Origin of the sequence: Oerskovia flava (assembly GCF_026163685.1) — a bacterium.
Lineage (GTDB): Bacteria > Actinomycetota > Actinomycetes > Actinomycetales > Cellulomonadaceae > Oerskovia_A > Oerskovia_A flava.
In genome coordinates, this window is the sequence record NZ_JAOXSR010000002.1 from 330,599 (window position 1) to 355,592 (window position 24,994).

25 protein-coding genes are annotated in these 24,994 nt (G+C 71.1%); 2 read left to right on the forward strand and 23 right to left on the reverse strand.

The annotated features are described in order from the left end of the window. Positions 1-279 precede the first annotated feature (279 nt). Complete coding sequence (locus OHL10_RS06185) at positions 280-684, reverse strand: PIN-like domain-containing protein (protein WP_265521302.1); 405 nt, start codon at positions 682-684, stop codon at positions 280-282. Beyond that, a complete protein-coding gene (locus tag OHL10_RS06190; RefSeq protein WP_265521303.1) occupies positions 668-1,318 on the reverse strand; it encodes a DUF433 domain-containing protein in 651 nt (216 codons plus the stop codon). Before OHL10_RS06190 ends, OHL10_RS06185 begins: the two co-directional genes overlap by 17 nt. Before the next feature lie 670 nt (positions 1,319-1,988). Between OHL10_RS06190 and OHL10_RS06195 the strand changes: the two genes are divergently transcribed. Beyond that, positions 1,989-2,267, forward strand: a complete 279-nt coding sequence (locus OHL10_RS06195; protein ID WP_265521304.1) for a hypothetical protein — start codon at positions 1,989-1,991, stop codon at positions 2,265-2,267. A gap of 188 nt (positions 2,268-2,455) precedes the next feature. On the opposite strand, the gene OHL10_RS06200 is transcribed toward OHL10_RS06195, so the two are convergent. The 13 genes from OHL10_RS06200 to pdxT all read right to left on the reverse strand — a co-directional run bounded on the left by OHL10_RS06200 (position 2,456) and on the right by pdxT (position 16,422). After that, positions 2,456-3,622, reverse strand: a complete 1,167-nt coding sequence (locus OHL10_RS06200) for a tyrosine-type recombinase/integrase (protein WP_265521305.1) — start codon at positions 3,620-3,622, stop codon at positions 2,456-2,458. Between the two features lie 125 nt (positions 3,623-3,747). Continuing rightward, positions 3,748-4,431 (reverse strand): hypothetical protein, encoded by a 684-nt coding sequence (locus tag OHL10_RS06205; protein WP_265521306.1) that lies wholly within the window; start codon positions 4,429-4,431, stop codon positions 3,748-3,750. A gap of 276 nt (positions 4,432-4,707) precedes the next feature. Further along, a complete protein-coding gene (locus OHL10_RS06210) occupies positions 4,708-5,808 on the reverse strand; it encodes an ATP-dependent DNA ligase (RefSeq protein WP_265521307.1) in 1,101 nt (366 codons plus the stop codon). A 53-nt stretch (positions 5,809-5,861) separates the two neighbouring features. Next, complete coding sequence (locus OHL10_RS06215; RefSeq protein ID WP_265521308.1) at positions 5,862-8,186, reverse strand: RelA/SpoT family protein; 2,325 nt, start codon at positions 8,184-8,186, stop codon at positions 5,862-5,864. Positions 8,187-8,273: 87 nt separating this feature from the next. Continuing rightward, positions 8,274-8,846, reverse strand: a complete 573-nt coding sequence (locus OHL10_RS06220) for an adenine phosphoribosyltransferase (protein WP_265521309.1) — start codon at positions 8,844-8,846, stop codon at positions 8,274-8,276. Next, a complete protein-coding gene (gene secF / locus OHL10_RS06225; RefSeq protein WP_265521310.1) occupies positions 8,843-9,943 on the reverse strand; it encodes a protein translocase subunit SecF in 1,101 nt (366 codons plus the stop codon). The genes OHL10_RS06220 and secF overlap by 4 nt, the downstream gene beginning before the upstream one ends. Beyond that, the gene (secD, locus tag OHL10_RS06230; RefSeq protein ID WP_265521311.1) at positions 9,943-11,946 is read right to left on the reverse strand and encodes a protein translocase subunit SecD; all 2,004 of its coding nucleotides are present in this window, start codon (positions 11,944-11,946) and stop codon (positions 9,943-9,945) included. Before secD ends, secF begins: the two co-directional genes overlap by 1 nt. A gap of 81 nt (positions 11,947-12,027) precedes the next feature. Beyond that, a complete protein-coding gene (gene yajC, locus OHL10_RS06235) occupies positions 12,028-12,468 on the reverse strand; it encodes a preprotein translocase subunit YajC (RefSeq protein ID WP_265521312.1) in 441 nt (146 codons plus the stop codon). Positions 12,469-12,656: 188 nt separating this feature from the next. Further along, a complete protein-coding gene (gene ruvB, locus OHL10_RS06240; RefSeq protein WP_265521313.1) occupies positions 12,657-13,721 on the reverse strand; it encodes a Holliday junction branch migration DNA helicase RuvB in 1,065 nt (354 codons plus the stop codon). Next, positions 13,714-14,331, reverse strand: coding sequence for a Holliday junction branch migration protein RuvA (gene ruvA, locus OHL10_RS06245; protein ID WP_265521314.1), 618 nt, complete (start codon positions 14,329-14,331; stop codon positions 13,714-13,716). The genes ruvB and ruvA overlap by 8 nt, the downstream gene beginning before the upstream one ends. 97 nt (positions 14,332-14,428) lie before the next feature. After that, on the reverse strand, positions 14,429-14,992 hold the full coding sequence (gene ruvC, locus OHL10_RS06250; protein ID WP_265521315.1) for a crossover junction endodeoxyribonuclease RuvC: 564 nt from the start codon (positions 14,990-14,992) through the stop codon (positions 14,429-14,431). Positions 14,993-15,053: 61 nt separating this feature from the next. Continuing rightward, positions 15,054-15,809 carry a YebC/PmpR family DNA-binding transcriptional regulator gene (locus tag OHL10_RS06255; RefSeq protein ID WP_265521316.1) on the reverse strand — a complete coding sequence of 252 codons (756 nt, stop codon included), beginning with the start codon at positions 15,807-15,809 and terminating at the stop codon, positions 15,054-15,056. Positions 15,810-15,816: 7 nt separating this feature from the next. Further along, complete coding sequence (gene pdxT, locus OHL10_RS06260) at positions 15,817-16,422, reverse strand: pyridoxal 5'-phosphate synthase glutaminase subunit PdxT (protein ID WP_265521317.1); 606 nt, start codon at positions 16,420-16,422, stop codon at positions 15,817-15,819. 165 nt (positions 16,423-16,587) lie between these two features. Between pdxT and OHL10_RS06265 the strand changes: the two genes are divergently transcribed. Beyond that, positions 16,588-17,181 carry a hypothetical protein gene (locus OHL10_RS06265; protein ID WP_265521318.1) on the forward strand — a complete coding sequence of 198 codons (594 nt, stop codon included), beginning with the start codon at positions 16,588-16,590 and terminating at the stop codon, positions 17,179-17,181. On the opposite strand, the gene OHL10_RS06270 is transcribed toward OHL10_RS06265, so the two are convergent. The 8 genes from OHL10_RS06270 to thrS form a co-directional block, all read right to left on the reverse strand. Continuing rightward, positions 17,157-17,708: an NUDIX hydrolase gene (locus OHL10_RS06270; protein WP_265521319.1), complete on the reverse strand. Its 552-nt coding sequence runs from the start codon at positions 17,706-17,708 to the stop codon at positions 17,157-17,159. The two genes, OHL10_RS06265 and OHL10_RS06270, sit on opposite strands and share 25 nt — an antisense overlap. A 20-nt stretch (positions 17,709-17,728) precedes the next feature. Next, positions 17,729-18,691 (reverse strand): pyridoxal 5'-phosphate synthase lyase subunit PdxS, encoded by a 963-nt coding sequence (pdxS, locus tag OHL10_RS06275; RefSeq protein ID WP_265521320.1) that lies wholly within the window; start codon positions 18,689-18,691, stop codon positions 17,729-17,731. 124 nt (positions 18,692-18,815) lie between these two features. Continuing rightward, positions 18,816-19,511, reverse strand: coding sequence for a hypothetical protein (locus OHL10_RS06280; protein WP_265521321.1), 696 nt, complete (start codon positions 19,509-19,511; stop codon positions 18,816-18,818). Continuing rightward, positions 19,508-20,716, reverse strand: coding sequence for a glycosyltransferase family 4 protein (locus tag OHL10_RS06285; RefSeq protein ID WP_265521456.1), 1,209 nt, complete (start codon positions 20,714-20,716; stop codon positions 19,508-19,510). The genes OHL10_RS06280 and OHL10_RS06285 overlap by 4 nt, the downstream gene beginning before the upstream one ends. 2 nt (positions 20,717-20,718) lie before the next feature. After that, complete coding sequence (locus tag OHL10_RS06290) at positions 20,719-21,675, reverse strand: phosphatidylinositol mannoside acyltransferase (RefSeq protein ID WP_265521322.1); 957 nt, start codon at positions 21,673-21,675, stop codon at positions 20,719-20,721. Between the two features lie 6 nt (positions 21,676-21,681). Then, the gene (gene pgsA, locus OHL10_RS06295) at positions 21,682-22,359 is read right to left on the reverse strand and encodes a phosphatidylinositol phosphate synthase (protein ID WP_265521323.1); all 678 of its coding nucleotides are present in this window, start codon (positions 22,357-22,359) and stop codon (positions 21,682-21,684) included. Continuing rightward, positions 22,359-22,922, reverse strand: a complete 564-nt coding sequence (locus OHL10_RS06300; RefSeq protein ID WP_265521457.1) for an HIT family protein — start codon at positions 22,920-22,922, stop codon at positions 22,359-22,361. Before OHL10_RS06300 ends, pgsA begins: the two co-directional genes overlap by 1 nt. 27 nt (positions 22,923-22,949) lie before the next feature. Further along, positions 22,950-24,986 (reverse strand): threonine--tRNA ligase, encoded by a 2,037-nt coding sequence (thrS, locus tag OHL10_RS06305; RefSeq protein ID WP_265521324.1) that lies wholly within the window; start codon positions 24,984-24,986, stop codon positions 22,950-22,952. Positions 24,987-24,994: the final 8 nt, after the last annotated feature.

Consider the following 24,994-nt stretch of genomic DNA (forward strand, 5'->3'; position numbering starts at 1 on the left):
CGGGGGGGGGGCGGCGGGGGGGGGGGGGCCCGGCCCGCCGGGCGGCGGGGCCCCCCGACACCGCCTGTCTGTTCACCTGGCCGCTTCTTTAAGGCAGAGCGACCCTGGACACCCCGCGCCCTCTGTCCGTCCCTCCCCTGAGCCGGCCAGAAAAAACCTGTCTGACCTGGAAGGGCGCCAATCGTCCTCGGGATCACGTCGGAGGTCGGGTAGCCGCCGTCTCCGTACGAGCGCCGCTGATCTCCAGGCTTTGCTCAGGACAAAATGCACGGCCGTTGCTTACGGCTGGTAGAGGTGCAGACGACGGAGCTCGGTCGCGTGAACGGCGTACACCCACGGACGGCCGCCTTGCGTGCGTAGGCGCCGCCTGATGCGCGTCATGTTCTGCTCAAAGCGCTCCGCTTGCTCGGCTACCCCGAGGTGCCCGTTGGTTAGGCAGAAGACGCGGATCGATGAGTTGAAGAGTGCCTGGCGTTCGAGCGGGTTCGTGCGGATCTTGTTGTCCTTGCAGACGACGACCATCCCATTGTCGTCTGCAAGCTCGATCCACTCGGTGTCAGGGACGGGCCGCGGTCCGAAGACGTCGTCGATCGTCAGCGTGTGGAACCCTGCGTTCCGGAAGACGGCCGGTACCGCATTGGTCCCGAGGCTGCGGTCGACGAGAATGCTAGGCGGCTCGACCATGTGTACGGACTAGCGACTCGACCGTTGCAAGGTCGACGCCGAACTCCGCAGCCACGTCGAACACCGAGTCTCCTGCTAGGAAGAGATCGACGATGTCAGCCGCGCGGACGCCGCGCTCAGCGAGGATAGGCTTCCCGAATGCGAAACGGGGATCGACGACGACGTCAGCGCCCTCGTATGCGGTGAGGCGCACACGAGCTGGGAGGCCATCCGCGTCCCAGCTGATCGGCTTGAGGCCGCGCTCGATCACGCCTTCAAGGCCACCTTGGCCGTCACGAGCCCGTCGCCACTCGGCGGCCGCAGCGTCGTCGGCGAGCCTCATGAGGATGTCGACACCGTTGTGGGCAAGCACTCCCTGACGCAGCATCTTGTCACCGAGTTGGCGGCGAACCGCGGCCATCCCGGTTGTGATCGCGTTGAAGGTGAGCCCGTCTCGTCGAAGCTGATTGTAGAACTGGGCTTCAGCGAGTGCGACGAAGGGGAGGCGCGGAGCGTTCGGCGTCTCAGGTGCCAGCGTTGTAATGAGGTCACCACGCTGCACCCAGCGACGGAGAGTTTCGGGTGGGAGCCGTAGGTGCGTGGACGCCTCCGCGATGGTGTAGATCGGGACGTCATATCGGGGGTCCTGCGCCATCGCTCGCCCTCCCTGGTCGTGGTCTCAAGCGCCGTACGGCCCATCGTAGGGGTGCATCCGGGCCCAGCTGTACATGCCGTACGTCGAACCTAGGCCGTGTTGATCACTTTCGCGTCTCAGGTCGTGTCGACGTGGCGAGGACCGCACGTATCGCCCGCCGGGCCTCTCGCGCAGCCGCACTGTCGGCGGTGACTCGTCGCCGAGAATCCGCTGCGCGCTCGACCGCCCGGCGCGAAGCTCGATTCGCGCGCTCAGTAGCGTCACGGGCATGACGTTCGGCCGAGGTGGTGTGCCCGGCAGCACGTGCCTGGTCGAGCGCCCAGATGAGCCAAGCCAACGGCTGAGACGCAGCGCGTCCGAGGGCAGGCCGCCGATTGACGGCATGCCAGTTGTCGACGAGTTCAACGACCTCACGTGCGGCTAGGGCGTGGTCTTCGAGGACGGCGGCGACGGCGCCGATGTGGGCGCTGCCAGCCGGTGCGAGCCAGGGCCAGGCAGCGGCAAGGCGGGCGGCCTCGCGCTGCACGTGGATCGGTCGCGGCGCTCGCGCCGCTGGCCGTGGTCGTCGAGGGCTGTTCGTCCTCGCGCGTCGCGCGCTTGGTGATGTGAGTTCACTGGACGTACCCGGCTCACTTCGTGAGCGGGTAGGGGTGACAACAACGCCCGCGGGGTGCGTGAGTACCCGGACGGTGGCGAACCTACGCACGGTGCGGCCGGTGGCAGTCTGGGCGCGCTCGCGCTCGTTGCGGGTCGTGTGTCGGCCGCGGGCGACGTCGACGAGGAGGCCGGCGGATCGGGCGTCCGCGAGGCGGCGGAACACGGTGCGCACGCTGACGCCGGTGCGGGTCGCGAGGGTGCTGGCGCTGATCGTGACGTCACGGCCGGTGTGCGGGTCGGCTACGGCGACGAGCTCGAGCACGACGGCGAGGAACGACGCGCGGCGTGGTGATCGCCACGGCATGGCCGTTGCTGCGCGCTCGACGGCCGCGCGCTGCGCATCCCGTGAGGTCCACGCGACGACCCGCGCGTAAGAGCCGGGTGCGACCTCGACCGACCACCAGAGACCGCGCGTGGTGCGCGCGCGGGTGCGAGGGGCTACCGGGACGGCCGTAGCCGTCCCGGTGTGGTCCTGCCGCACTACCTCGCGCCGACTGGTTGGGCGCTGCGCGTGGTGGCGTGAGCGAGCCCGACGACGGCCGCCCGCAGGCGATCGTCGGCGACCTCGACGTACCGGCGTGTCGTCTCCGGCTTGGAGTGCCCCAGGAGCTGCTGGACGACGAACACGTCACGTGTCTGCTCGTAGGCGCGTGTCGCGAATCGGTGTCTCAGCGCGTGCATCGTGACGCCGTCCGGCAGGAGCGCGGCGATGATCTTGCCCACCCACCGGGGCGAAAGATGCCCACCGCCACGGCTTGGGAACGCGTACCCATCGGGCAGAGCCTTCAGCTCGGCGGCGAGTTCGTCGTGCAGCGGAAGCACGCGCGGCCGGGCGCCCTTGCCGTGCACGACGATGGACCAGCCTTCGTCGAGCCGAAGCAGATCCCGCGAATGGACCTGGGCGACCTCGCGACGCCGCATGCCGAGCTCGGCGGCGAGACGGACCATGACGCGTGCACGCGGATCGGCTGTGAGCACCGCGAAGTGCACGGCTGTCTCGGAGGCTGGCCTTGGCATCGGTGCCCTCGACGCCACGGGGGGAAGGGGGCGAGCGGGGTCGTCGACGATGTGTCCTCGTTCGTGCGCCCAGCGGTAGAAGCTGCGCAGGGCAGACCGGGCGGAGCGGCGGGTCTCAGCTGCCCAACCGTGGTGCTCCGCGAGCCACCCCACGAGGTCAAGGAATGTGACGTCGAACGGGTCGCGGTGTGCGTGAGCGCGAGCAAGGCGTCGCACGTAGGACGACTGCGTGCAGATGGTCTCGCGCGAGATTCCACGTGCACGCTGCTCCGCGTTCCACTCGACGATCGCGGCTTCCCATCCGGCCGGTGTCCAGGCTGGTAGCGGACCTGAGGACCCGAGCGGACGGGCCTGCCGCCGCGCCCGAGGGCGTCCGCCGTTCGCCGCGTCTAGGAATTCCGCCGGGTTGATCTTCAGGTACCCGGCATGCGTCGCCCAGCCGTAGAACGTGCGTAGTGCCTGCCGGTAGCTGTAGGCGCTCTTGTCGGTTCCGGCACGGGACGCGACCCACTGCGTCATGTCGTCGAGCACGATCGACCACGGGTCCGCCGCGCCGGTGTCGCGGGCGAACCCGCGCATGTACTTCACACGAGCGGCGATGGTCGAAGCGGCCCGGCCCTCGCCACGCATCGCCTCCGTCCAGTTGTCCAGGGCCTCTGTCCACGCGACAGACAGTCGGGGTGCGGCGGTCGCCGCTCTCCCGCCTCGTGGTCGCGCTGCCTCCGAGTGCTCGACGCCACCGTCCCACTGGGCACTCACGCTGCACCGCCGGCCGTACGCGGGTCGACGACGTCGGCTGCACGAGTGAGCCGGGCCGCGAGGTCGCGGGCGTCCATCGCGGACAGCGTGTCCCGGTCGATCTGGACACCGACGAACGGCCCGGACGATGCGCACGTGTCCGCGTCCACGACGGTCTCGACGCCGACCCACAGATCGACGCCGGCCGCGGTTCCGAACGACCGCTCGAACGTGACCAGCACGCGGCCGTCGTCGTCCAGCGGAAGCACGTCGGTGGCTCGTGCCCACGGTGGCGCCGCGAGGTCGGGCAGCGGCTCGACGAGCGCGAGCGGCAGTCCCCCCGTGTCCCCCGCGTCCCAAGCCGTCGTTCGGTGGTAGCCGGCCGCGCACAACACGTGGTCCGCGTCGCAGAGCACCACGTCCGGCTGCCCAGTGGTGAGATATCCATCGAGGGGGAGCAACGCGGCGACCACGGTGGCGGTCGGGTGCTCGTCGACGATCCGGACAGCCAGCCGTCCGCAGTCGGACACGAGGTGAGCGGCGAGGACACCGCGTCCGGCGTCGCCGCGCGGGTACGTCGGGCCGGTACGGCGGGAGTCTCGCCCGACGAGTGCGAGGACGTCCGTCACGGCGTGCTCGTAGTCGAGAAGCGCGGTGACGTCGTCGTCGAAGCTATCGCGCGCGGTAGGCTCGTGGGACATGGCAGCGACCTCCTGCAAGGTCTCTCGCCTAGGCCCGTCAGGTGTTGAAGCACCTGGCGGGCCGCTCTGTTACGAGGCCGGGTAGGCACTCCCGATAACCTCGACCACAGCGCTAGATCGGCTAGCCACCGAACGCAACGTTTCCGCTGGTCCGCACAGCGCTGAGCGGTTCAGCACCCCGAAGATGCCGGGCGAGCCGAAGCGGGTCCAGCCGAGCAGGGACCGCGAGCGGCCGCACTGACACGCGCCGCACCGCCCCGCCCACGAGCCGCGGCCTCAGCGCACGCCGGGCGCCCCGGGCAGCAGACCGGTGAGGTCGTAGCGCACCGGTTCCTCGAGCTGGTCGTACGTGCACGACTCGGGAGTGCGGTCCTCGCGCCAACGGCGGAACTGCGCGGTGTGCCGGAACCTGGAGCCCTCCATGTGGTCGTACGCGACCTCGAGGACCCGCTCGGGCGCCAGCGGCGTGAACGACAGGTCCTTGCCCGAGCTCCACCGCGAGACCGCACCGGGCATCCGCTCCCCCGCCGGGTTCTGCCAGCCGGACCACGGGTGCGCGTCCGCCGCGGCGGTGCCCGGATCGACCACGAGCGGCGCCAGCTCGGCGGCCAGCTCGGCGCGACGGGCCGCGCTGAACGCGGCCGCGACACCGACGAACTGCAGCTGCCCCTGCTCGTCGTGGAGACCGAGCAGCAGCGACCCCACCAGCGGGTTCGCATCGGTCGAGGTCTTGTGCAGCCGGTACCCGGCGAGGACGACGTCGGCGGTCCGCGCGTGCTTGATCTTCAGCATCGACCGCTTGTTCGGCTGGTAGGCGTCGGCGAGCGGCTTCGCCATCACACCGTCGAGGCCCGCGCCCTCGAAGGTCTCGAACCACTCCTGCGCGATCCGGGCGTCACGGGTGCGGGGCGTGGCGTGCACCCGGGGACCGACGAGGCCCAGGTCGTCCAGCAGCTCCTGACGGCGGGCGAGCGGCTCCCCGCTGACGTCGTCGTCCCCGAGCGCGAGCACGTCGAACACGACGAGGGCCGCCGGCGTCTGCTCGGCGAGCAGCCGGACCCGGGAATCGGCCGGGTGGATCCGCTGGGACAGCGCCTCGAACTCGAGGCGCCCCGCCTGCGCGAGCACGATCTCGGCGTCGACCACGCACCGCTCGGGGAGCTCGGCCAGCACCGCCGCGACCACGTCGGGGAAGTAGCGCTCCATCGGCTTCGCGCTGCGCGAGTCGAGGCGCACGGCGTCGCCGTCGCGGTAGACGAGACAGCGGAAGCCGTCCCACTTGGGTTCGTAGACGTACTCACCGGCCGCACCGTCAGGGATGCGGGGCACGGACTTCGCGAGCATCGGCAGCACCGGGGGCATCACAGGCAGGTCCATGCACCGATGCTGCCACCGCTCGGCGCGGACCACCGTCCGAACCGCCGACGTGCTCAGACGGGCAGCTCGGGGGCCTGGTTCGCCTTGGTGCCCGTGAGCCGGTAGACGTCGAACACGCCGTCGACCTTGCGCACCGCCGACAACACGGTCGCGAGGTGTCCGGGCTCCGCCATCTCGAAGACGAACTTCGACAGCGCGACCCGGTCGTTGGACGTCGAGACCGTCGCCGAGAGGATGTTCACGTGGTGGTCTGACAGCACCCGCGTGACGTCCGACAGCAGGCGCGAGCGGTCGAGCGCCTCGACCTGGATCTGGACGAGGAACCAGGTGTTGCTGCCCGTCGTCCACGCCACGTCGACGATCCGCTCGGGCTGGTGGCGCAGACCCACCACGTTGCCGCAGTCGGCGCGGTGGATGCTCACACCCTGCCCGCGCGTGATGAAGCCGATGATCTCGTCGCCAGGGACCGGCGTGCAGCACTTGGCGAGCTTCACCCAGATGTCGTCGACACCCTTGACGACCACGCCCGGGTCGCCCGTGCGCACGCGACGCGCCGTCTGGCCGGGCCGTGCGGTCTCCGCGACGTCCTCGATCGTGCCGTCGTCACCGCCCATCGAGTGGACCAGCTTCGAGACGACGTTCGCCGCCGAGACCTGCCCCTCGCCGATGGCGGCGTACAGGGAGGACACGTCCGCGAACCGCATCTCGTTGGCGAGGGCGACGAGCGACTCGTGGGACAGCAGGCGCTGGATCGGCAGGTTCTGCTTGCGCATCGCCTTGGCGATCGCGTCCTTGCCGTGCTCGACCGCCTCCTCGCGGCGCTCCTTGGAGAACCACTGGCGGATCTTGTTCCGGGCACGAGGGCTCTTGACGAACGCCAACCAGTCACGGCTCGGCCCCGCCGTCTCGGACTTCGACGTCAGGACGTCGACCACGTCACCGTTGTCCAGCGTCGAGTCGAGCGGCACGAGCCGACCGTTGACGCGGGCGCCCATCGTGCGGTGGCCGACCTCGGTGTGCACGGCGTAGGCGAAGTCGACGGGCGTCGAGCCCGCGGGCAGCGCGATGACGTCGCCCTTGGGCGTGAAGACGTAGACCTCTGCGCCGCCGATCTCGAAGCGCAGGGAGTCGAGGAACTCCGCCGGGTCCGCGGTCTCACGCTGCCAGTCGACGAGCTGGCGGAGCCACTGCATGTCGCTGTTCCCGGCCCCGGACTTCTCGTCCGTCTTGGGGCCCGTCTTGGCGATCTCCTTGTACTTCCAGTGCGCCGCGACACCGTACTCGGCGCGCCGGTGCATCTCGTGCGTACGGATCTGGATCTCGACGGGCTTGCCACCCGGCCCGATCACCGTCGTGTGCAACGACTGGTACATGTTGAACTTCGGCATCGCGATGTAGTCCTTGAACCGACCCGGGACGGGGTTCCACCGCGCGTGCAGCGCGCCGAGCGCCGCGTAGCAGTCCCGCACCGAGTCGACGAGGACCCGGGTACCGACCAGGTCGTAGATCTCCGCGAAGTCGTGGCCGCGGACGATCATCTTCTGGTAGATCGAGTAATAGTGCTTGGGGCGACCCGAGACGGTCGCTTTGATCTTCGCGGAGCGCAGGTCTGCCGTGACCTGCTCGCGGACGACGGCGAGGTACTCCTCGCGCGCTGGCGCCCGCTCCGCGACGAGGTGCACGATCTCGTCGTAGACCTTGGGGTACAAGGCCTGGAAGGACAGGTCCTCCAGCTCCCACTTGATCGTGTTCATCCCGAGCCGGTGCGCGAGCGGAGCGTAGATCTCCAGGGTCTCGCGCGCCTTGCGCTCGGCGGACGCCGACGACACGTACTTCCAGGTGCGGGCGTTGTGCAGGCGGTCGGCGAGCTTGATCACGAGCACACGGATGTCGCGCGCCATCGCCACGACCATCTTGCGCACCGTCTCGGCCTGCGCCGCGTCGCCATAGGTGACCTTGTCGAGCTTGGTGACACCGTCGACGAGCATCGCGATCTCGTCGCCGAAGTCTCTCCGCAGCTGGTCCAGCGAGTACTCGGTGTCCTCCACGGTGTCGTGGAGCAGGGAGGCCGCGAGGGTGGACCCGTCGAACCCGAGCTCCGCGAGGATGGTCGAGACGGCGACGGGATGCGTGATGTACGGGTCACCGCTCTTGCGCGTCTGGCCCCGGTGGGCGCGCTCCGCGGTCTCGTAGGCGCGCTCGATCACCGACAGGTCGGACTTCGGGTGGTTGGTTCGCACGGCCTGCAGCAACGGTTCCAGAGCGGGCGTACCGCTCGCCCCCCGCACGCCGAACCGCACCAGGCGCGAACGCACGCGAGCACCCGACGACGGCACGGCGTCGTTCGCGGGGCGCGACGTGCGCGTGTCCTCGCTCATCCGCGCCTCCTTCCGTGCGGTCGCTCACCTGCTCCTACGGCCCGGGCTCGCCGAACCCGACGACGGACGCCGTCCGGAGTGGCAATCCTACGACCCCGTCCGCAGGAGCGCGTCCACCGACCGGCCGCCGAGTCGTTCGCGTCCCCCGAGACCGTCGATCTCGAGGAGGAACGCCAGCGCCACGACCTCGCCGCCGCACCGCTCGACCAGCTGCGCGCCAGCGGCCGCCGTGCCGCCGGTGGCCAGGACGTCGTCCACCAGGAGAACACGCGCACCGGGGGTGAGTGTTCCCGCGCGCAGCTCGATCGTCGCCGTGCCGTACTCGAGGTCGTAGGTGATGGCCTGCGTCGGTGGCGGGAGCTTGCCTGCCTTCCGCACCGGGACGAACCCGACGCCGAGGTGGCTCGCCAACGGCGAGCCCACGAGGAACCCGCGGGCCTCCATGCCGGCGACGAGGTCGATCTCGTCCCCGACACGCTCCGCGAGGGCCGTGATGACGTCGCGGAACGCCACCGGGTCGGCCAGCAGCGGCGTGATGTCGCGGAACGTGACACCGGGACTCGGGTAGTCCTGCACGGGGCGGACGAGGTCGAGCACCTCGCGCTCACGCTCCGGGGAGAGCCCGGCCAGGCCGGTGCCCCGGAGACCGGGAGCGCTCACCGCCGGCGCTTGCGCGGCTGCGCCGCGTTCGCCCGACGCACCCCGGGCTGCACCTGACGCGATCCCTCCACCCCGGCCGCAGCGAGCACAGCGTCGGGGTCCGCGCCCTCTCCTGCCTCGAGCTGCTCCGCGCGCAGGCGCAGCACCTCACGCGTGTGCTCGGCGATCGCCGGCTCGCGCTCGCGCAGCGAGACCTCCAGCGGCGTCGCCAGGAAGATCGACGAGTACGCACCGACCGCGAGTCCCACGAAGAGCGCGAGCGAGATGTCGCGGAGCGTGCCTGCGCCCAGGATGAACGCACCGATGAAGAGGATCGCTGCGACGGGCAGGAGCGCGGTGACCGTCGTGTTGATCGAGCGCACCATCGTCTGGTTGACAGCGAGGTTCGCCCGCTCGGCGTACGTCGACCGCGTCTGGTTGAGGATTCCCGCCGTGTTCTCCCGGACCTTGTCGAACACCACGACCGTGTCGTAGATCGAGTACCCGAGGATCGTCAGGAAGCCGATCACCGTCGCCGGGGTGACCTCCCACCCGATGAGTGCATAGATCCCGGCGGTGAACATGAGGTCGCTGAAGAGCGCCAGCAGGGCGGCGACCGCCATGCGCCAGTTCCGGAAGTACAACGTCATGACGATCGACACGAACACGATGAAGACCAGCAGTGCCACGAGGGCCTTCTGCGACACGTCCTCACCCCACGACGGGCCGATGAACGACGTCGTCACCTCGCCCACCGCGACGCCGTACCCGGAAGCGAGCGCCTGGGCGACCTCGGACACCTCCGCGGTCGAGAGCTCCTCCGTCTGGACGCGGACGCCGTCCGCGCCGAGCGTCGAGACACGCGGGATCTCGGGGGAGACCGTCGCGACGGCGTCGAGGGCGATCTGCTCGGTGGTCTCCGTGACCCCGGAGACCACGAACTCCGAGCCGCCCCGGAACTCGATGCCGAGGTTGAAGGGCCGCACGAGCATGATGATCGCGGCGAGCACGATGGTCACCGCGGCGATGACGTAGTACCGCCGACGCCTGGGGACGATCTGGTAGGACTTGCGCCCCGTGTAGAGGTCGTTGCTCCACTGCGTGAATCCTGCGGCCATCAGCGCTTCTCCTCGGTCTCGGCGTCGGCCGCGCCGGCGGCGTCACGTTCGGCTGCCGCGCGGCGCTCCGCCGCACGGCGTTCGGCGATGGTCAACCGGGGACCGTCCGGCCGGGGCGTCGAGGTCGAGCGCGCGCCGGCGGGCACGGGCTCACGCCGGGGTCGAGCAGGAGCGGTGCCGGTCGGCGCGTCCTGGACCTCCTGCTCGTCGGCGCGCGACGCCGCCGGGGCCGAGCCGTATGCCGGCTCATCCTGCTCCGCAGGCCCGGAGAACCGCCCACGGCCGACGTAGCGTGCACGCGCGCCGAGCTGCTGGGGGTCGAGCCCGGACCACCGGTGCCCGCTGGCGAAGAAGCGCGTCCGCGCGAGCAGGCGGGTCGTCGGGTAGGTGAAGAGGAAGACGACGATGATGTCGATGATCGTCATGAGCCCCAGGGTGAAGGCGAAGCCTCGCACCCCACCGACGGACAGCATGTAGAGCACGGTCGCGGCCAGCAGGTTCACCGCGTCCGACGCGAGGATCGTCCGGCGAGCGCGCTCCCAACCCTTCTCCACGGCGGACTGGAGCGAACGGCCGTCGCGCATCTCGTCCCGGATGCGCTCGTAGTACAGGATGAACGAGTCGGAGATGATGCCGACCGAGACGATCAGCCCCGCGACGCCAGGAAGTGACAACCGGTAGCCCTGGGTCCAGGACAGCACCGCGATCAGACCGTACGTGAGCACACCGGCCAGCACGAGCGAGGCGACCGTCACGAGCCCGAGCGCCCGGTACTGCACGATGAAGAAGACCACGATGAGGCCGAGGCCGATCAGACCGGCGATGAGGCCGCTCCGCAGCTGCTCGCCACCCAGCGTCGCGGAGATCTGCTCCTGGCTCTGGACCTCGAAGCTGAGCGGCAACGCACCGAAGTTGAGCTGGTTGGCCAGCGTCGCCGCGGACTCGCGCGTGAAGCTCCCCGAGATCTCTGCCTGGCCGTTGGGGATCACCCCGCTCAGTGAAGGCGCAGAGACCACCAGTCCGTCGAGAACGACCGCGAACGCGTTCTGCGGCGGGGGCAGCGACGACAACCGCGACGTCGAGTCGCGGAACGCGACGGCGCCGGTCGAGTTGAACTCGAGGTTGACGACCCACTCGTTGGTGGTGACGCCCGCCTCGTTGACCCGCAGACCGGAGCTGGCGTTGGTGATCTCCGTACCCTCGATCTCGACCGGTCCGAGGATGTACTTCAGCGTGCCGTCCTCGGCACAGGTCACGAGGGGTGCGTCCGTGACGTCGGCACCGCCACCGACCTGGTTCTCGGGGAGCGTGCAGTCGAGCGCGTCGAACTGCTCCCTGATCTCGGGCGTGATCTGGGCGAGGTCGCTCGGGTCCGTGGGGGTCGGCGTCCCATCGCCCGCGCCCTCGGTGTCCTCGACCGTCTCGTCAGCGCCCTCGGTCGTCTCGTCGGACGCGGAGTCCTCCGCGGCGGCGTCGTCCTCCGTCGTGGCGTCCTCGGTGGCGTCACCGTCGGTGGCGCTCTCCTCGCTCTCGGGCTCCTGCGACTCGTCACCCTCCTCCTCGGGGGCGTCGACCGGCATCGGGAACCCGACCTCCAGCACCGGGCGGAAACGCATCTGCGCCGCCGTCACGACCAGGTCGACGGTCTCCTGGCTCACCTCGCCGGGGATGCCGACGACGATGTTGCGCGAGCCCTGGCTCGTGATCTCGGCCTCGGCGACGCCCGAGGAGTCGACACGCTGCCGGATGACCGCGATCGCCTGGGTGATGGTCTCCTCGGTCACATCAGAGCCGTCGGTCGTGACGGCCTCCAGGATGAGCTGGGTGCCGCCCTCGAGGTCGAGGGCCAGCCCGGGTGCCCAGCTCGCGCCGCCCGGGTTGTCCTCGGACTTCCCGTCGAGCGACACACCCGCGAAGAGGGTGCCGAAGAGCGCGAGCAGGATGATGCCGAACGTGACGAGGGTCCGCGCGGGCCTCGCGCGTCGTGTGCTGGAGGTGGCCAACTGTCCGTCTCTTCTCGTGCGCGCGGCATCGTGCGTGCGATGGCGCGGGGTGCCGCCGTGCCGCAGAGGGCACGGCGAGGGTCACTTGCTCTGCGTGCCGTCTTCCCGACGCTTGTCGTCGGTCGTGTCGGTCGTCCCGGTGAGCGACGAGAGGTCGTCGGGCACGTCCACGTCGTCCTTCGCCGTGGTGGTCACCGACGGGTCCGGCTCGAGGTCCGCCACCGCGTCGTCCTCGAGCACGCTCTCGGAGTCCTCCTCCTCGACCACTGGCGGCTCGACGAGCTTGGCGATCGCAGCCCGCAGCCACCGGGTCTGGTTCCCCGGCGTGGACTCGATGGTGATGATGTCCCGCTCCTCGTCGACGTCGACGACGGTGCCGAACAGGCCGGAACCGGTCATGACCTCCTGGCCAGGCGCGAGCGTGGCACGGAAGTTCGCGGCCTCACGCTGCTGCTTGCGCGAGCGGTTGGTGAGGAGGAACATCGCGCCGACCGCGAGGGCAAGGATGATGATCATTTCCATGAGGGGGTCTCACACGTCCTGTTCTGTACGGGGATCTGCGCGGCAGTCTAGGCGCACGCACGGTTCACCAACGAACCGTCACGCCCTGGAGTTCCCTCCACGCCCGAGTCTCGCCAGTCTAAGCCCACTCCTGCCGTCACATCCGGTCCCCACGACTTGGCCGGCCCGTCGCCGGCGCGGGACGCTGCTCAGTCGAAGAGCGAGCCACCGGCCGACGGCGGGACGAGCCCGAGGTGCTGCCAGGCGGCCGGCGTGGCGACGCGCCCCCGCGGCGTCCGACCGATCAGCCCCTCGCGCACCAGGTAGGGCTCGGCGACGGTCTCGACCGTCTCGGCCTCCTCGCCCACTGTTACCGCGAGGGTCGTCAGGCCCACCGGCCCGCCGCCGAACCGGGTGCACAGGGCGGTGAGGACCGCACGATCGAGGCGATCGAGGCCGATGACGTCGACCTCGTACACCTCGAGCGCCGAGCGCGCCGCACCGAGGTCGAGCGACCCGTCGCCGCGCACCTGCGCCCAGTCCCGGACTCGCCGCAGCAACCGGTTCGCGATGCGTGGAGTGCCACGAGACCGACCGGCGATCTCCACGGCGGCGTCGTCGGCGAGCGGAACTCCGAGCAGTCTCGCCGAGCGTCGCAGCACCTGCTCGAGCTCGTCGCTCGAGTAGAAGTCAAGGTGCCCGGTAAACCCGAACCGGTCGCGCAGCGGCGCGGGGAGCAAGCCCGCCCGTGTCGTGGCGCCGACCACGGTGAAGGGCGGCAGACTCAGCGGGATTGCGCTCGCCCCGGCGCCCTTGCCGACGACGACGTCGACCCGGAAGTCCTCCATCGCGACGTACAGGAGCTCTTCGGCCGGCCGGGCGAGGCGGTGGATCTCGTCGATGAAGAGGACCTCGCCCTCCTCGAGCGAGGACAGCACGGCGGCCAGATCACCGGCATGCTGGATCGCAGGGCCGGAGGTCACCCGCATCGACGTGCCGAGCTCGGCGGCGATGATCATCGCCAGCGTCGTCTTCCCGAGCCCCGGCGGCCCGGACAGCAGGACGTGGTCGGGCACCGCGCCGCGCGCGAGCGCGGCCTGCAGCACGAGCGAGAGCTGGTCACGGACCACGAGCTGACCGACGAACTCGTCGAGCCGCCGTGGCCGCAGCGCCGCCTCGGCGGCGCGCTCGAGGTCGTCGGAGCCGGCAGCGACGAGCCGCTCGGAGCTCACCGGGCCCTCCTCGCCGTAGCCCACGTCGTCGAACTCAGCCACGCGGGCCGCCCAGGACGCGCAGCGCCGCCCGCAGGGCGCTCGCCACCTCGTCCTCCGCCACGGCGTCCGACCCGGCCTCGGCGAGCACGGTGGCGACCGCGTCCTCGGCGGCCTTGGCGTTCCACCCGAGGCCGACGAGCGCGGCGACGACCTGCTCGCGGCGGTCGTCGCTGCGGACCACGGACATCTGAGCAGGTGCGCCAGTGGTGGGCTGCCCGAGCTTGTCGCCGAGCTCGAGGGCGATCCGCTGCGCACCCTTGCGGCCGATGCCCGGCACCCGCACGAGCGCGGCGATGTCCTCACCCGCGACGGCACGACGCAGGGCGTCAGGGGTGTGTGCCGCGAGCATCGCGAGCGCGAGGCGCGGTCCCACCCCGCTGACGGTCTGCACGGCCTCGAAGACAGCCCGCTCGTCATCGTCCACGAAGCCGTAGAGGGTGAACGAGTCCTCGCGCACGACGAGAGACGTGGCGAGCCGTGCCCGGGCGCCGACGCGCAGCGTCGAGAGCGTCGCGGGCGTGCCGTGGACGAGGTATCCCACACCCCCGACCTCGAGCACCGCACGGTCGAGGTGCACGCTCACCACGTCTCCGGCCAGCGAAGCGATCACCTGACGTCCTCCCGGACTGCTCCTGCACGCCCGGTCACGGGCGAACACCTGTACGAACGTTGGTCACTGTAGCAACCCGGAGCGCGCCGTCCTCGCGCTAGCGGCGAGTGCGGCGCGCCGCCTGCTCGGCGGCGGCCCAGGCGCGCTGCGCCGGGGTGAGCTCGTGGCGGTCGCCGCCCTGCAGCGCACCCGCCGGTCGCCACAGGTGGCAGATCGCGAGGGCGAGCGCGTCCGCGGCATCCGCCGGGCGGGGCGGCTCGGCGAGGCCGAGGATGCTCGCGACCATCCGCTGCACCTGCTCCTTGCCCGCCCGCCCCGAACCGGTCACCGCCGCCTTCACCTCGCTCGGCGTGTGCATCGCGACCGGTGCGCCACGACGCGCCGCCGCGACCATCGCCAGCCCGGCGACCTGCGCGGTGCCCATGACGGTGCTCACGTTGTGCTGGGCGAAGACCCGCTCGACCGCGACGACGTCGGGCACGTGCTCGTCGAACCAGACGTCGAGCCGGTCCGCGATGTGCTTGAGCCGCAGGTCGACGGACAGGTCCGGCGAGCTCGTCAGCACACCGACCGCGACGAGCTCAGCACGGCGCCCCGGCAGGGAGTCGACGACCCCGATGCCGCAACGGGTCAGTCCTGGGTCCACTCCGAGCACGCGCACGCCTCAGCCTCCCACGCGCGCGCTGCTGATCCGACGAGCCACGCGGGTGGCCCCGACCGGCTCAGTCCTCGTCGAGCTGCGCCATGACGTCGTCGGGAGCGTCGAAGTTCGCGTAGACGTTCTGGACGTCGTCGCTGTCCTCGAGCGCGTCGATGAGCCGCATGATCTTGCGCACACCCTCGACGTCGACCTCGATCTGCATCGACGGGTGGAACACGACGTCGGCCGAGTCGTAGTCGATCCCGGCGTCCTGCAGCGCGGTGCGCACGGGCACGAGGTCCGTGGCCTCGCTGAGGACCTCGAAGGACTCCCCGAGGTCGGTGACCTCCTCGCCCCCGGCCTCGAGGACGGCCTCCATGACCGCGTCCTCCGTCGTACCCTCCTTCGGGACGATCACCACACCCTTGCGGGAGAACAGGTAGGAGACCGATCCCGGGTCGGCGAGCTGCCCGCCGTTGCGGGAGAACGCCGTGCGGACCTCGGCGGCCGCACGGTTGCGGTTGTCGGTGAGACACTCCACCAGGACCGCGATGCCACCCGAGCCGTAGCCCTCGTACATGATGGTCTGGTAGTCGGCGCCGCCGGCCTCCTGGCCGGACCCGCGCTTGACCGCGCGGTCGATGTTGTCGTTCGGGACCGAGGACTTCTTCGCCTTCTGCACGGCGTCGAAGAGCGTCGGGTTCCCCGCCAGGTCACCGCCTCCCGTGCGTGCGGCGACCTCGATGTTCTTGATGAGCTTCGCGAACAGCTTGCCGCGCTTGGCGTCGATCGCGGCCTTCTTGTGCTTGGTCGTTGCCCACTTGGAGTGACCTGACATACCGCTGTTACTCCTTCACGATTCTGACGAATAGCTCGTGCACACGCGTGTCCCCCGTGATCTCAGGGTGGAAAGAGGTGGCGAGCAGCGTTCCCTGCCGTATGGCGACGATCCTACCGGCGGCAGGGCCCGGGACCGTGGACGGGATGCGGGCGAGCACCTCGACGCCCTCCCCCGCCTCCTCGACCCAGGGTGCGCGGATGAACGCCGCCTGCACGGCAGGACCCTCCACGCCCGCGACGTCGAGCTGCGTCTCGAAGGAGTCGACCTGGCGCCCGAACGCGTTGCGCCGGACGGTCACGTCCATCCCCCCGACGGTCCGCTGGTCCGCCGTCCCGCCGAGCACCCGGTCGGCCAGGAGGATCATGCCGGCGCACGACCCGTACACCGGCAGCCCGTCCCCGATGGCGGTGCGCAGCGGCTCGAACAGCTCGAAGATGCGCAGCAGCTTGTCGATGGTGGTCGACTCGCCACCCGGCAGCACGAGGCCGTCGACGGCGGCGAGCTCCTGCGGGCGTCGGACGAGCACCGTTCGCGCTCCCGCGCTCTCGAGGGCTCGCCGGTGCTCGCGGACGTCGCCCTGCAGGGCGAGGACTCCGATGGTGGGGGACACGGGTCGCCATGATACGTCGGTGGTCTTGCTAGCCTCGCTCGCGTGACGTACCCCCCGGGCCAGCACCACCAGCCCTACCCGCCGCCGTACCCACCGCCCTATCCCCCGCCGTACGCTCCCGGATCTCAGGGGCCCAGGCCGAGGCGCAGCACCCGCGGGGCGAAGGTGCTCACCGCCGTCGGAGCCGTGGTGTGCGTCCTCGCGCTCGCAGCCCTCGCGCTGGGGGTGACGTTCTTCCTGCGGGCCGTCCCGCTGGACGTCCTGGAGGCCGACGGCTCCCCGGGTCCGCGCACGCTCGCCTCCGCTCCTGAGCCGGGCAGCGTCGACCTGACGGTGGTCGCCGGCACCACGTACACCGTCTGGACCGTGCGGGACGCCGGGGCGACCTCCCTCGGCGGTGTCGTGGGCGTCGACGACATCACCGTCGTCGACGGTTCCGGGGAGGAGGTCACCGTGCGGTACCCCACGGTGTCGGGCAACGCGAGCCGTGGCGGTCGCACCGCGGTCGCGACCGCCGACCTCGTCGCGACCGAGGACGGGACCGTGACGATCACGCTGGACGACCGGGCGAGCGGGAACGGCTTCCTGGTCACCGAGGGTTGGGAGTTCGGCGCCTTCTTCGCCACGGTCGGCGGGACCGTCCTGCTGTGGTTCGCCGGGATCGGTGGCGGGATCGTCGGCGCGGGCCTGCTGATCGGCGGGATCATCTGGTGGGTGGTGGCGCGCGGCGACGCTCAACCGCGCCCCGTGCCCAGGTGACGCGTCACCCCGTCCCACCCTCCGAGGAGGGGTTCGACCAGGTCGGCGAGACCCTCCGGGAACACCTCGATCTCGACCGCCCGCAGCTCGGGCAGGTGCCACCAGCGCATCTCGTCGACCACGTCGAGCTCGACGTCGGTCCAGCCCGCGCGGCTCAGCTCGTGGTCGTCGTCGAGCCGGGCGAGGTAGAGCACCTCGTCCTGCCGGCAGTGCCGGCGGTAGAAGTCGAAGACGGCGCTGCGGGTGTACACCGGCCCGACGAGGGCCTCGGCCGCCAACCGGATCCCGGTCTCCTCGTGGACCTCCCGCACCGCGGCGTCGGCCTCCGACTCCCCGGGGTCGATGCCCCCGCCGATCGTGAACCACCACGACCGTTCGGGCTGGTCGACGTCGTGCCCCCGGGCCAGGAGGACACGATCGGCCCGGTCGAGCAGGATGACGCGCGCGCCGCGCCGGAAGTGCAGGCCGTCGTCCCCGAGCACCCAGTCGGTGCCCAGGGACGACGGCGCGCTCGTCCGGTCGTCCACGGCTCGCGGTCCTGCGCGCGCTACCAGCCGCGCTCGGCCAGGCGGTGCGGCACGGGGATGTCGTCGACGTTGATGCCGACCATGGCCTCGCCCAGGCCCCGGGAGACCTTCGCGAGGACGTCCGGGTCGTCGTAGAAGGTCGTCGCCTTGACGATCGCGGAGGCGCGCTCGGCCGGGTTGCCGGACTTGAAGATCCCGGAACCGACGAACACGCCCTCGGCGCCGAGCTGCATCATCATCGCGGCGTCGGCCGGGGTCGCGATACCACCCGCGGTGAACAGGACCACGGGCAGCTTGCCCGTGCGCGCCACCTCGACCACGAGGTCGTACGGCGCCTGCAGGTCCTTGGCCGCGAGGTAGAGCTCGTCGGCGGGCAGGGACGTCAGGCGGCGGATCTCGTCACGCAGGGTGCGCATGTGCGTCGTCGCGTTCGAGACGTCGCCCGTGCCCGCCTCGCCCTTGGAGCGGATCATCGCCGCGCCCTCGGTGATCCGGCGCAGCGCCTCACCGAGGTTCGTCGCACCGCAGACGAACGGGACCGTGAAGGCCCACTTGTCGATGTGGTGGGCATAGTCGGCGGGCGTGAGAACCTCGGACTCGTCGACGTAGTCCACACCGAGCGACTGCAGGACCTGCGCCTCGACGAAGTGGCCGATGCGGGCCTTCGCCATGACGGGGATCGAGACGGCCTCGATGATGCTGTCGATCATGTCGGGGTCGCTCATCCGCGACACGCCGCCCTGCGCGCGGATGTCGGCCGGGACGCGCTCGAGCGCCATGACCGCGACGGCACCGGCGTCCTCGGCGATCTTGGCCTGCTCGGCGGTGACGACGTCCATGATGACGCCGCCCTTGAGCATCTCGGCCATGCCGCGCTTGACCTTCGCCGACCCGACCGTGTCCGCGTGCGCAGGAGCGCCCGCAGTGGTGGGCGCGGTCGTCGCCGTGGGGGTGCTGCTGTCGCTGGGGACCTCGTGGGACACCGAAACCTCATCCTTCATGTCAGGGAAACGTGCGGACCGTCGCGCCGTGCGGGTCGGTCGCGCACATGCTTGCACGGCGCAGCCATTCTACGCCGGGTGGTGCACGCCGCGGTCGTCGTCCAGGTCAGCGCGGCGTGGAGGCGAGCGGCCGTCCGAGCGCCGCGGGCCAGGCGTCGTCGAGCTCGACGGTCGCGGGCATCGAGGCACGGCCGGCGATCCGGAACACCCGCACGTACCACTTGCGCCGCACGCGCTGGGTCTGCGCCACCGCCTCGTTGTGGAACCGGCGCGCGAGCTGTGCGCGGTACCAGGCACCGGACAGCGCGGAGAGCAGCTCGTCGCCCGGCTCGGCGGCACGCAGCTCGGCCACGGCCACCGGGTCGGCGAACGCGGCGCGCAGCAGCGCGGACAGGTCGCTCTCCGCGCGCGCCCGTTCGTCACCGAGCCCCGAGACGAGCCCGTCGGGCCGCCGGTCGGAACGGACGGCGGCCGTGTCCACCGGCGAACCCTCCAACGGCGCGGTGCCCAGGTCGGGCGCGAGGTCCGGCACGGCGACGGCCAGCTCGCGGGTGCCCGCCTCGTCCCCCAGTGCCGCGTAGGCAGCCTCGGCGACGAGGATCGAGCTCGCCGGATCGAGCTCGCCCGACGTCGCGAGGTCGAGGGCCGCCGTCGAGCGCCGCACGAGCTGCGCGTCGAGCGCGACGCGGGAGGCGACGACCTTGCGGTGCAGCCGGTCCAGCCGGGAGGCGGAGACCCACAGCAACCACCCCGCGAGGAGCAGGACCGCCACGACCACGATCGCGATCTCGGACCAGGTCATCGTGCGCTCCCCTCCTCGTCGCGGGACAGGAGCCCGAGCAGCCGACCGGTCCGGCGCGACGAGGGGTCCTCGTGGACGGGCAGCGGCGTGCCGGCACCTGCCAGGACCATCTCGTAGACCGCGAGGACCTGTGCCGTCACGGTCGACCAGTCGAAGTGCCGGACGAAGGTGGCGGCGCGTTCCCGGTAGACGTCCCGCGCCAGGGGATCGCGCAGGACGCGCAGGACCTGACGGGCGAGGTCGTCGCTGTCGCCGACCGCGAACAACGCCCCCGCCGCGCCGTCCTCGAGGACCCGGCGGAACGCGCCGAGGTTGCTGGCTACGACGCAGGCGCCGGCGCTCATGGCTTCGACGAGCACGATGCCGAAGCTCTCTCCCCCGGTCTGCGGCGCGACGTACAGGTCGACGGAGGCCAGCATCGCCGCCTTGTCCTCGTCGCTGATGCCACCGAGGAACTCGACCGACGCGGCGTGCTCGCCGAGGGCCTCGACGGCCTCGTCCCGCCCGGTGTCCCCGCGGCCGGCGACGAAGAACCGCGCTCCGGGGATCTCGGCGAGGATCTTCGGGATCGCGGCCGTGAGCACCGGCAGGCCCTTGCGGGACTCGTCGAGGCGTCCGAGGAAAGCGATGGTCGGCGCCTCGGGCGTGCCGCGCCAGCGGTCGTCCGGCTGCGCGTCGATGAACGTGTCGACGTACACCCCGTTCGGGATGACGACGGCGTCGCCCCCCATGTGCTCGACGAGCGTGCGCCGGGCGTCCTCGGACACCGCGATCCGTGCGGAGATCTTCTCCAGGCTCTGCCGGACGAGCGGGTAGACGACCTGCAGCGCGCGGGACCGGATGAGCGCGGTGTGGAACGTGGCGACGATCGGGCCCTGCGCGATCCACAGCGCGAGCATGCTCAGCGACGGCGTGACCGGCTCGTGCAGGTGGAGCACGTCGAACTCGCCGGCGGCGAGCCAGCGGCGCACGCGGGCGGCGGTCATGGGCCCGAAGGTCATCCGGGCCACGGCGCCGTTGTAGCGCACCGGCACCGCGCGGCCGGCGGAGGTGATGTACTCCGGGATCGGGGTGTCCTCGTCCGCGGGCGCCAGCACCGAGACCTCGTGCCCCTGCGCCATGAGCGCCTCGGCCAGGTCGCGGACGTGGAACTGCACGCCGCCGGGCACGTCGAACGAGTACGGGCAGACGATGCCGATCTTCAGGCTCATCCGTCCTCCCCTGCCGCTGCTGCCCGGGACCGGGCGAGCCGGTCGGGGTCCAGGTCGTCCACGAAGACCTTCTGCAGCATGTGCCAGTCCTCGGGGTGCGCGGCGATGCCCTCGGCCAGCGCGTCCACCCAGCCCTGCGTCATCGCCTGCACGGACGCGGTGCGGGTGAGGCCCGCCGGGGCGTCGACGGGCGGGAAGAACCGGATGACGATGCCCCACGGCGTGCCCGCGGCCTTGCGCCGGGCACCGGTGAGCCGCTCGTAGAAGATGGACGTCGGGATGAGCGGCGCACCTGTCGACACGGCGAGCGCCGCGGGTCCTGCCGCCACACGGGCACGGAGCCCGAACAGGTCGACCTCGATCCCGCGGGAGGTCAGGTCACGGTCGGCCAGCAGCGGGATGATCTTGCCCGGCCCGCGGGCGCCGCGCATGAGCTCGCGGAACACGTCGCCGTCGCCGAGCACGAGGATCTCCAGACCGAGCGACCGGCGGAAGCCGAGGAACTCCTCGAGCACCTGCGGCGGCTCGAGCTTCTCGGCGACGGTGAGCACGGGCGCGATGTGCGGTGTGGCGTAGGCGCCGGCGAGGTCCCAGTTGCCCTGGTGGGCGAGCGCGAGGACGGGCGTGGTCCCGACGCGCGTGTGCCGGCGGCAGTTCTCGTAGCCCTCGAGCCGTACGCGTGCCTCGATCTGCGCGGGTGTCGAGGCCGAGAGGGTGAACGCCTCGCGGTAGTAGCGCATGTACGAGCGCATGCCCGCGCGGCTGAGGCGGCGCAGGGCGCGCTGGTCGAGGCCGGGCCGGACCCGAGCCAGGTTGCGCTCGAGCTGGCGGACCCCTCCCGTGCGGCGCCACCACGTGAGGTCGGCGCCCGCCGCGAAGAGACCGCGCAGGATCGGCTCGGGGACGTGGCGCGCGTTGCGCCAGGCGAAGGTGAACAGGGCACCGGAGTCCACGACGGCTCAGGCCTTCCTCTCCGGGTCGGTGTCTGGGTCTGTCGGGCCACCGGTCGAGGTGTCGGTCGAGGTGTCGGTCGGTGGGGCCTCCCGCACCTGGCGGTGGACCACCGCCATGCGCTGCCCGACCGTGACGGCGCTCGCGACCGCGAGCGCACCGAGGACGACGACGAGGAGCGTGTCGGGCAGGCCGAGGCCGACGAGCCCGGTGGCGACGAGCGTCACGACGAGGCGGTCGGCGCGTTCGGCGATGCCGACGCTCGCGCTCAGACCGAGCCCCTCGGCGCGGGCGCGCGCGTAGGGCACCACGGAGCCGAGGACCAGGCAGGCGAGGGCGAGCGCGATGCCCCACGGGTCGTCGGCCCGCAGGAAGTACACGGTGAGCCCGACGAAGATCGCGGCGTCGGCGAACCGGTCGAGCGTGGAGTCGAGGAAGGCGCCCCAGGGCCCGCTGCGTCCGCTCTGGCGCGCCATGACGCCGTCGAGCGCGTCGGAGAACGCGAAGACCATGATCGCCATCGTGCCGGCGAAGAGGTGGCCGGTCGGGAAGAGCCAGAGCGCGGAGCCGACGACGCCGAGGGTCCCGGCGACCGTGACGGCGTCGGGCGAGATGCCCCGGGCCAGCAGGAACCGGGCAAGGGGCGTGAGGAGTCGGGTCACGACGGCGCGGAGTCGTCCGAACACTAGGCCTCCTCGGCAGGGGCATCGCCGTGGGGCCAGGCTGCGGCGAGCTTGGCGCGGGTGTCCGCGAGGAGCTCGGGCACGGCCTTGGTCTGGGCGATGATGGGCAGGAAGTTGGCGTCGCCGGACCAGCGGGGCACGACGTGCTGGTGCAGGTGCGCGGCGATACCGGCGCCGGCGACGGCGCCCTGGTTCATCCCGAGGTTGAAGCCGTCCGGGCCCGAGACGTGCCGCACGACCCGCATGGCGGTCTGGGTGAGGTGCGCGAGCTCGACCGTCTCGTCCTCGGTGAGGTCCGTGTAGTCGGACACGTGCCGGTACGGCACGACCATGAGGTGGCCCGGGTTGTACGGGTAGAGGTTGAGCACGACGTAGCAGGCGTTCCCCCGCGCGACGACGAGGGACTCGGCGTCCTCGCGCGCCGGGGCGCGGCAGAACGGGCACTGGCCCGCGGAGTCGTCGGAGGGCTTGTCCTGCCCGCCGATGTACACCATCCGGTGAGGTGTCCACAGGCGGTCCAGGCCGTCGTCGAACCGGGGGTGGTCGTCGACGGGCTCGATCGGCACCCGGCCGGGTGCGCTGGGGTCCACGCGTCAGACCTGGACGCGGTCGCGCACGGCCGCGACGATCCGATCGATCGCCTCGGCGACCGGCACACCGTTCTCCTGGCGGCCGTCGCGGTAGCGGAACGACACGGCACCGGCCTCGACGTCCTCCCCGCCGGCGATGAGCACGAACGGGATCTTCTGCGTGCTCGCGGTGCGGATCTTCTTGCCGAAGCGGTCGTCGGAGTAGTCGACCTCGGCGCGGATCCCCTGGGCCGCGAGCTGCGAGACGACGTCCGCCAGGTAGTCGTTGAAGGGCTCCGCGACGGGGATCGCGAGGACCTGCACCGGGGCGAGCCAGGCGGGGAAGGCGCCGGCGTAGTGCTCGAGGAGCACGGCGAAGAACCGCTCGATGGACCCGAACAGGGCGCGGTGGATCATCACCGGGCGCTTGCGGGTGCCGTCGGAGGCCTGGTACTCGAGGTCGAAGAGCTCGGGCAGGTTGAGGTCGAGCTGGACGGTCGACATCTGCCAGGTGCGCCCGATCGCGTCCTTCGCCTGGACGGAGATCTTCGGACCGTAGAAGGCCGCGCCGCCGGGGTCGGCGACGAGCTCGAGGCCGGACTCGACGGCGACCTGCCGCAGCGTCTCGGTGGACTCCTCCCACAGCTCGTCGCTGCCGACGAACTTCTCGGGGTTCTTCGTCGAGAGCTCGAGGTAGAAGTCGTTGAGCCCGTAGTCCTTGAGGAGGTCGAGGACGAAGCCGAGGGCGTTCGCGATCTCCGCCTTCATCTGCTCGCGCGAGGCGAAGATGTGGGCGTCGTCCTGGGTGAACCCGCGTGCGCGCGTCAGCCCGTGCACGACGCCGGACTTCTCGTACCTGTACACGGTGCCGAACTCGAACAGCCGCAGCGGGAGCTCGCGGTAGGAGCGTCCGCGCGAGCGGTAGATGAGGATGTGCATCGGGCAGTTCATCGGCTTGAGGTAGTAGTCCTGCCCCGGCTTGCGCACCGTGCCGTCGTCGTCGAGCTCGGCGTCGAGGTGCATGGGGGGGTACATGCCGTCGGCGTACCAGTCGAGGTGGCCCGAGAGCTCGTAGAGCCGCGACTTGGTGATGTGCGGGCTGTTGACGAACGAGTAGCCGGCCTCGATGTGCCGCTTGCGGGAGTACTCCTCCATCTCGTGGCGGATCACACCGCCCTTGGGGTGGAACACGGCGAGGCCAGAGCCGATCTCGTCCGGGAACGAGAAGAGGTCGAGCTCGGTGCCGAGGCGGCGGTGGTCGCGGCGCTCGGCCTCCGCCAGGCGCTCGGTGTACGCCTTGAGCTCGTCCTTGGTGGGCCAGGCGGTGCCGTAGATGCGCTGCAGCTGCGGGTTCTTCTCGCTGCCGCGCCAGTAGGCCGCGGCGCTGCGCATGAGCTGGAAGCCGTTGCCGAGGAGCCGGGTGCTGGGCAGGTGCGGCCCGCGGCACAGGTCCTTCCACACCACGGTCTCGGTCTCGCGACCGGCCCCGCGGACGTTGTCGTAGATCGTCAGCTCGCCGGCGCCGACCTCGACGCTGACGCCCTCGCCGGCCTCGTCGTCGGCCGAGCCGGAGCCCTTGAGCCCGATGAGCTCGAGCTTGTACGGCTCGTGGGCGAGCTCGGCGCGGGCCTCCTCCTCGGTGACGACGCGCCGCCGGAAGGTCTGGCCCTCCTTGACGATGCGGACCATGGCCTTGTCGAGGGCCTTGAGGTCCTCGGGGGTGAACGGCGTGGCGACGTCGAAGTCGTAGTAGAAGCCGTCGGTGATGGGCGGCCCGATGCCCAGCTTCGCGTCCGGGTTGACCTGCTGGACGGCCTGGGCGAGCACGTGCGCGGCGGAGTGGCGCAGCACGGCGAGCCCGTCGGGAGAGCCGATCGTCACGCCCTCGACGACGTCGCCGTCGGCCAGGGGCGTGTCGAGGTCCTTGAGGACACCGTTCACGCGGACCACGACCACGTCGCGGCGTCCGGCGAAGAGCTCGGTACCGCTCGTGCCCGCGTCCACCGTCGCCCGGTCTCCGTCGAGGGTGATGGACAGCGGTGACGATACGGCGTTGGACACGGTGCGTG

Excerpts from the sequence above, each read along its gene's own strand:
- secF (WP_265521310.1), bottom strand. The coding sequence starts at position 9,943 with ATGGCCGCAGGATTCACGCAGTGGAGCAACGACCTCTACACGGGGCGC.
- OHL10_RS06190 (WP_265521303.1), bottom strand. The coding sequence starts at position 1,318 with ATGGCGCAGGACCCCCGATATGACGTCCCGATCTACACCATCGCGGAG.
- OHL10_RS06185 (WP_265521302.1), bottom strand. The coding sequence starts at position 684 with ATGGTCGAGCCGCCTAGCATTCTCGTCGACCGCAGCCTCGGGACCAAT.
- OHL10_RS06210 (WP_265521307.1), bottom strand. The coding sequence starts at position 5,808 with ATGGACCTGCCTGTGATGCCCCCGGTGCTGCCGATGCTCGCGAAGTCC.
- OHL10_RS06215 (WP_265521308.1), bottom strand. The coding sequence starts at position 8,186 with ATGAGCGAGGACACGCGCACGTCGCGCCCCGCGAACGACGCCGTGCCG.
- yajC (WP_265521312.1), bottom strand. The coding sequence starts at position 12,468 with ATGGAAATGATCATCATCCTTGCCCTCGCGGTCGGCGCGATGTTCCTC.
- OHL10_RS06255 (WP_265521316.1), bottom strand. The coding sequence starts at position 15,809 with ATGTCAGGTCACTCCAAGTGGGCAACGACCAAGCACAAGAAGGCCGCG.
- OHL10_RS06205 (WP_265521306.1), bottom strand. The coding sequence starts at position 4,431 with ATGTCCCACGAGCCTACCGCGCGCGATAGCTTCGACGACGACGTCACC.
- OHL10_RS06200 (WP_265521305.1), bottom strand. The coding sequence starts at position 3,622 with ATGCGTGGCGAGGGCCGGGCCGCTTCGACCATCGCCGCTCGTGTGAAG.
- OHL10_RS06280 (WP_265521321.1), bottom strand. The coding sequence starts at position 19,511 with ATGACCTGGTCCGAGATCGCGATCGTGGTCGTGGCGGTCCTGCTCCTC.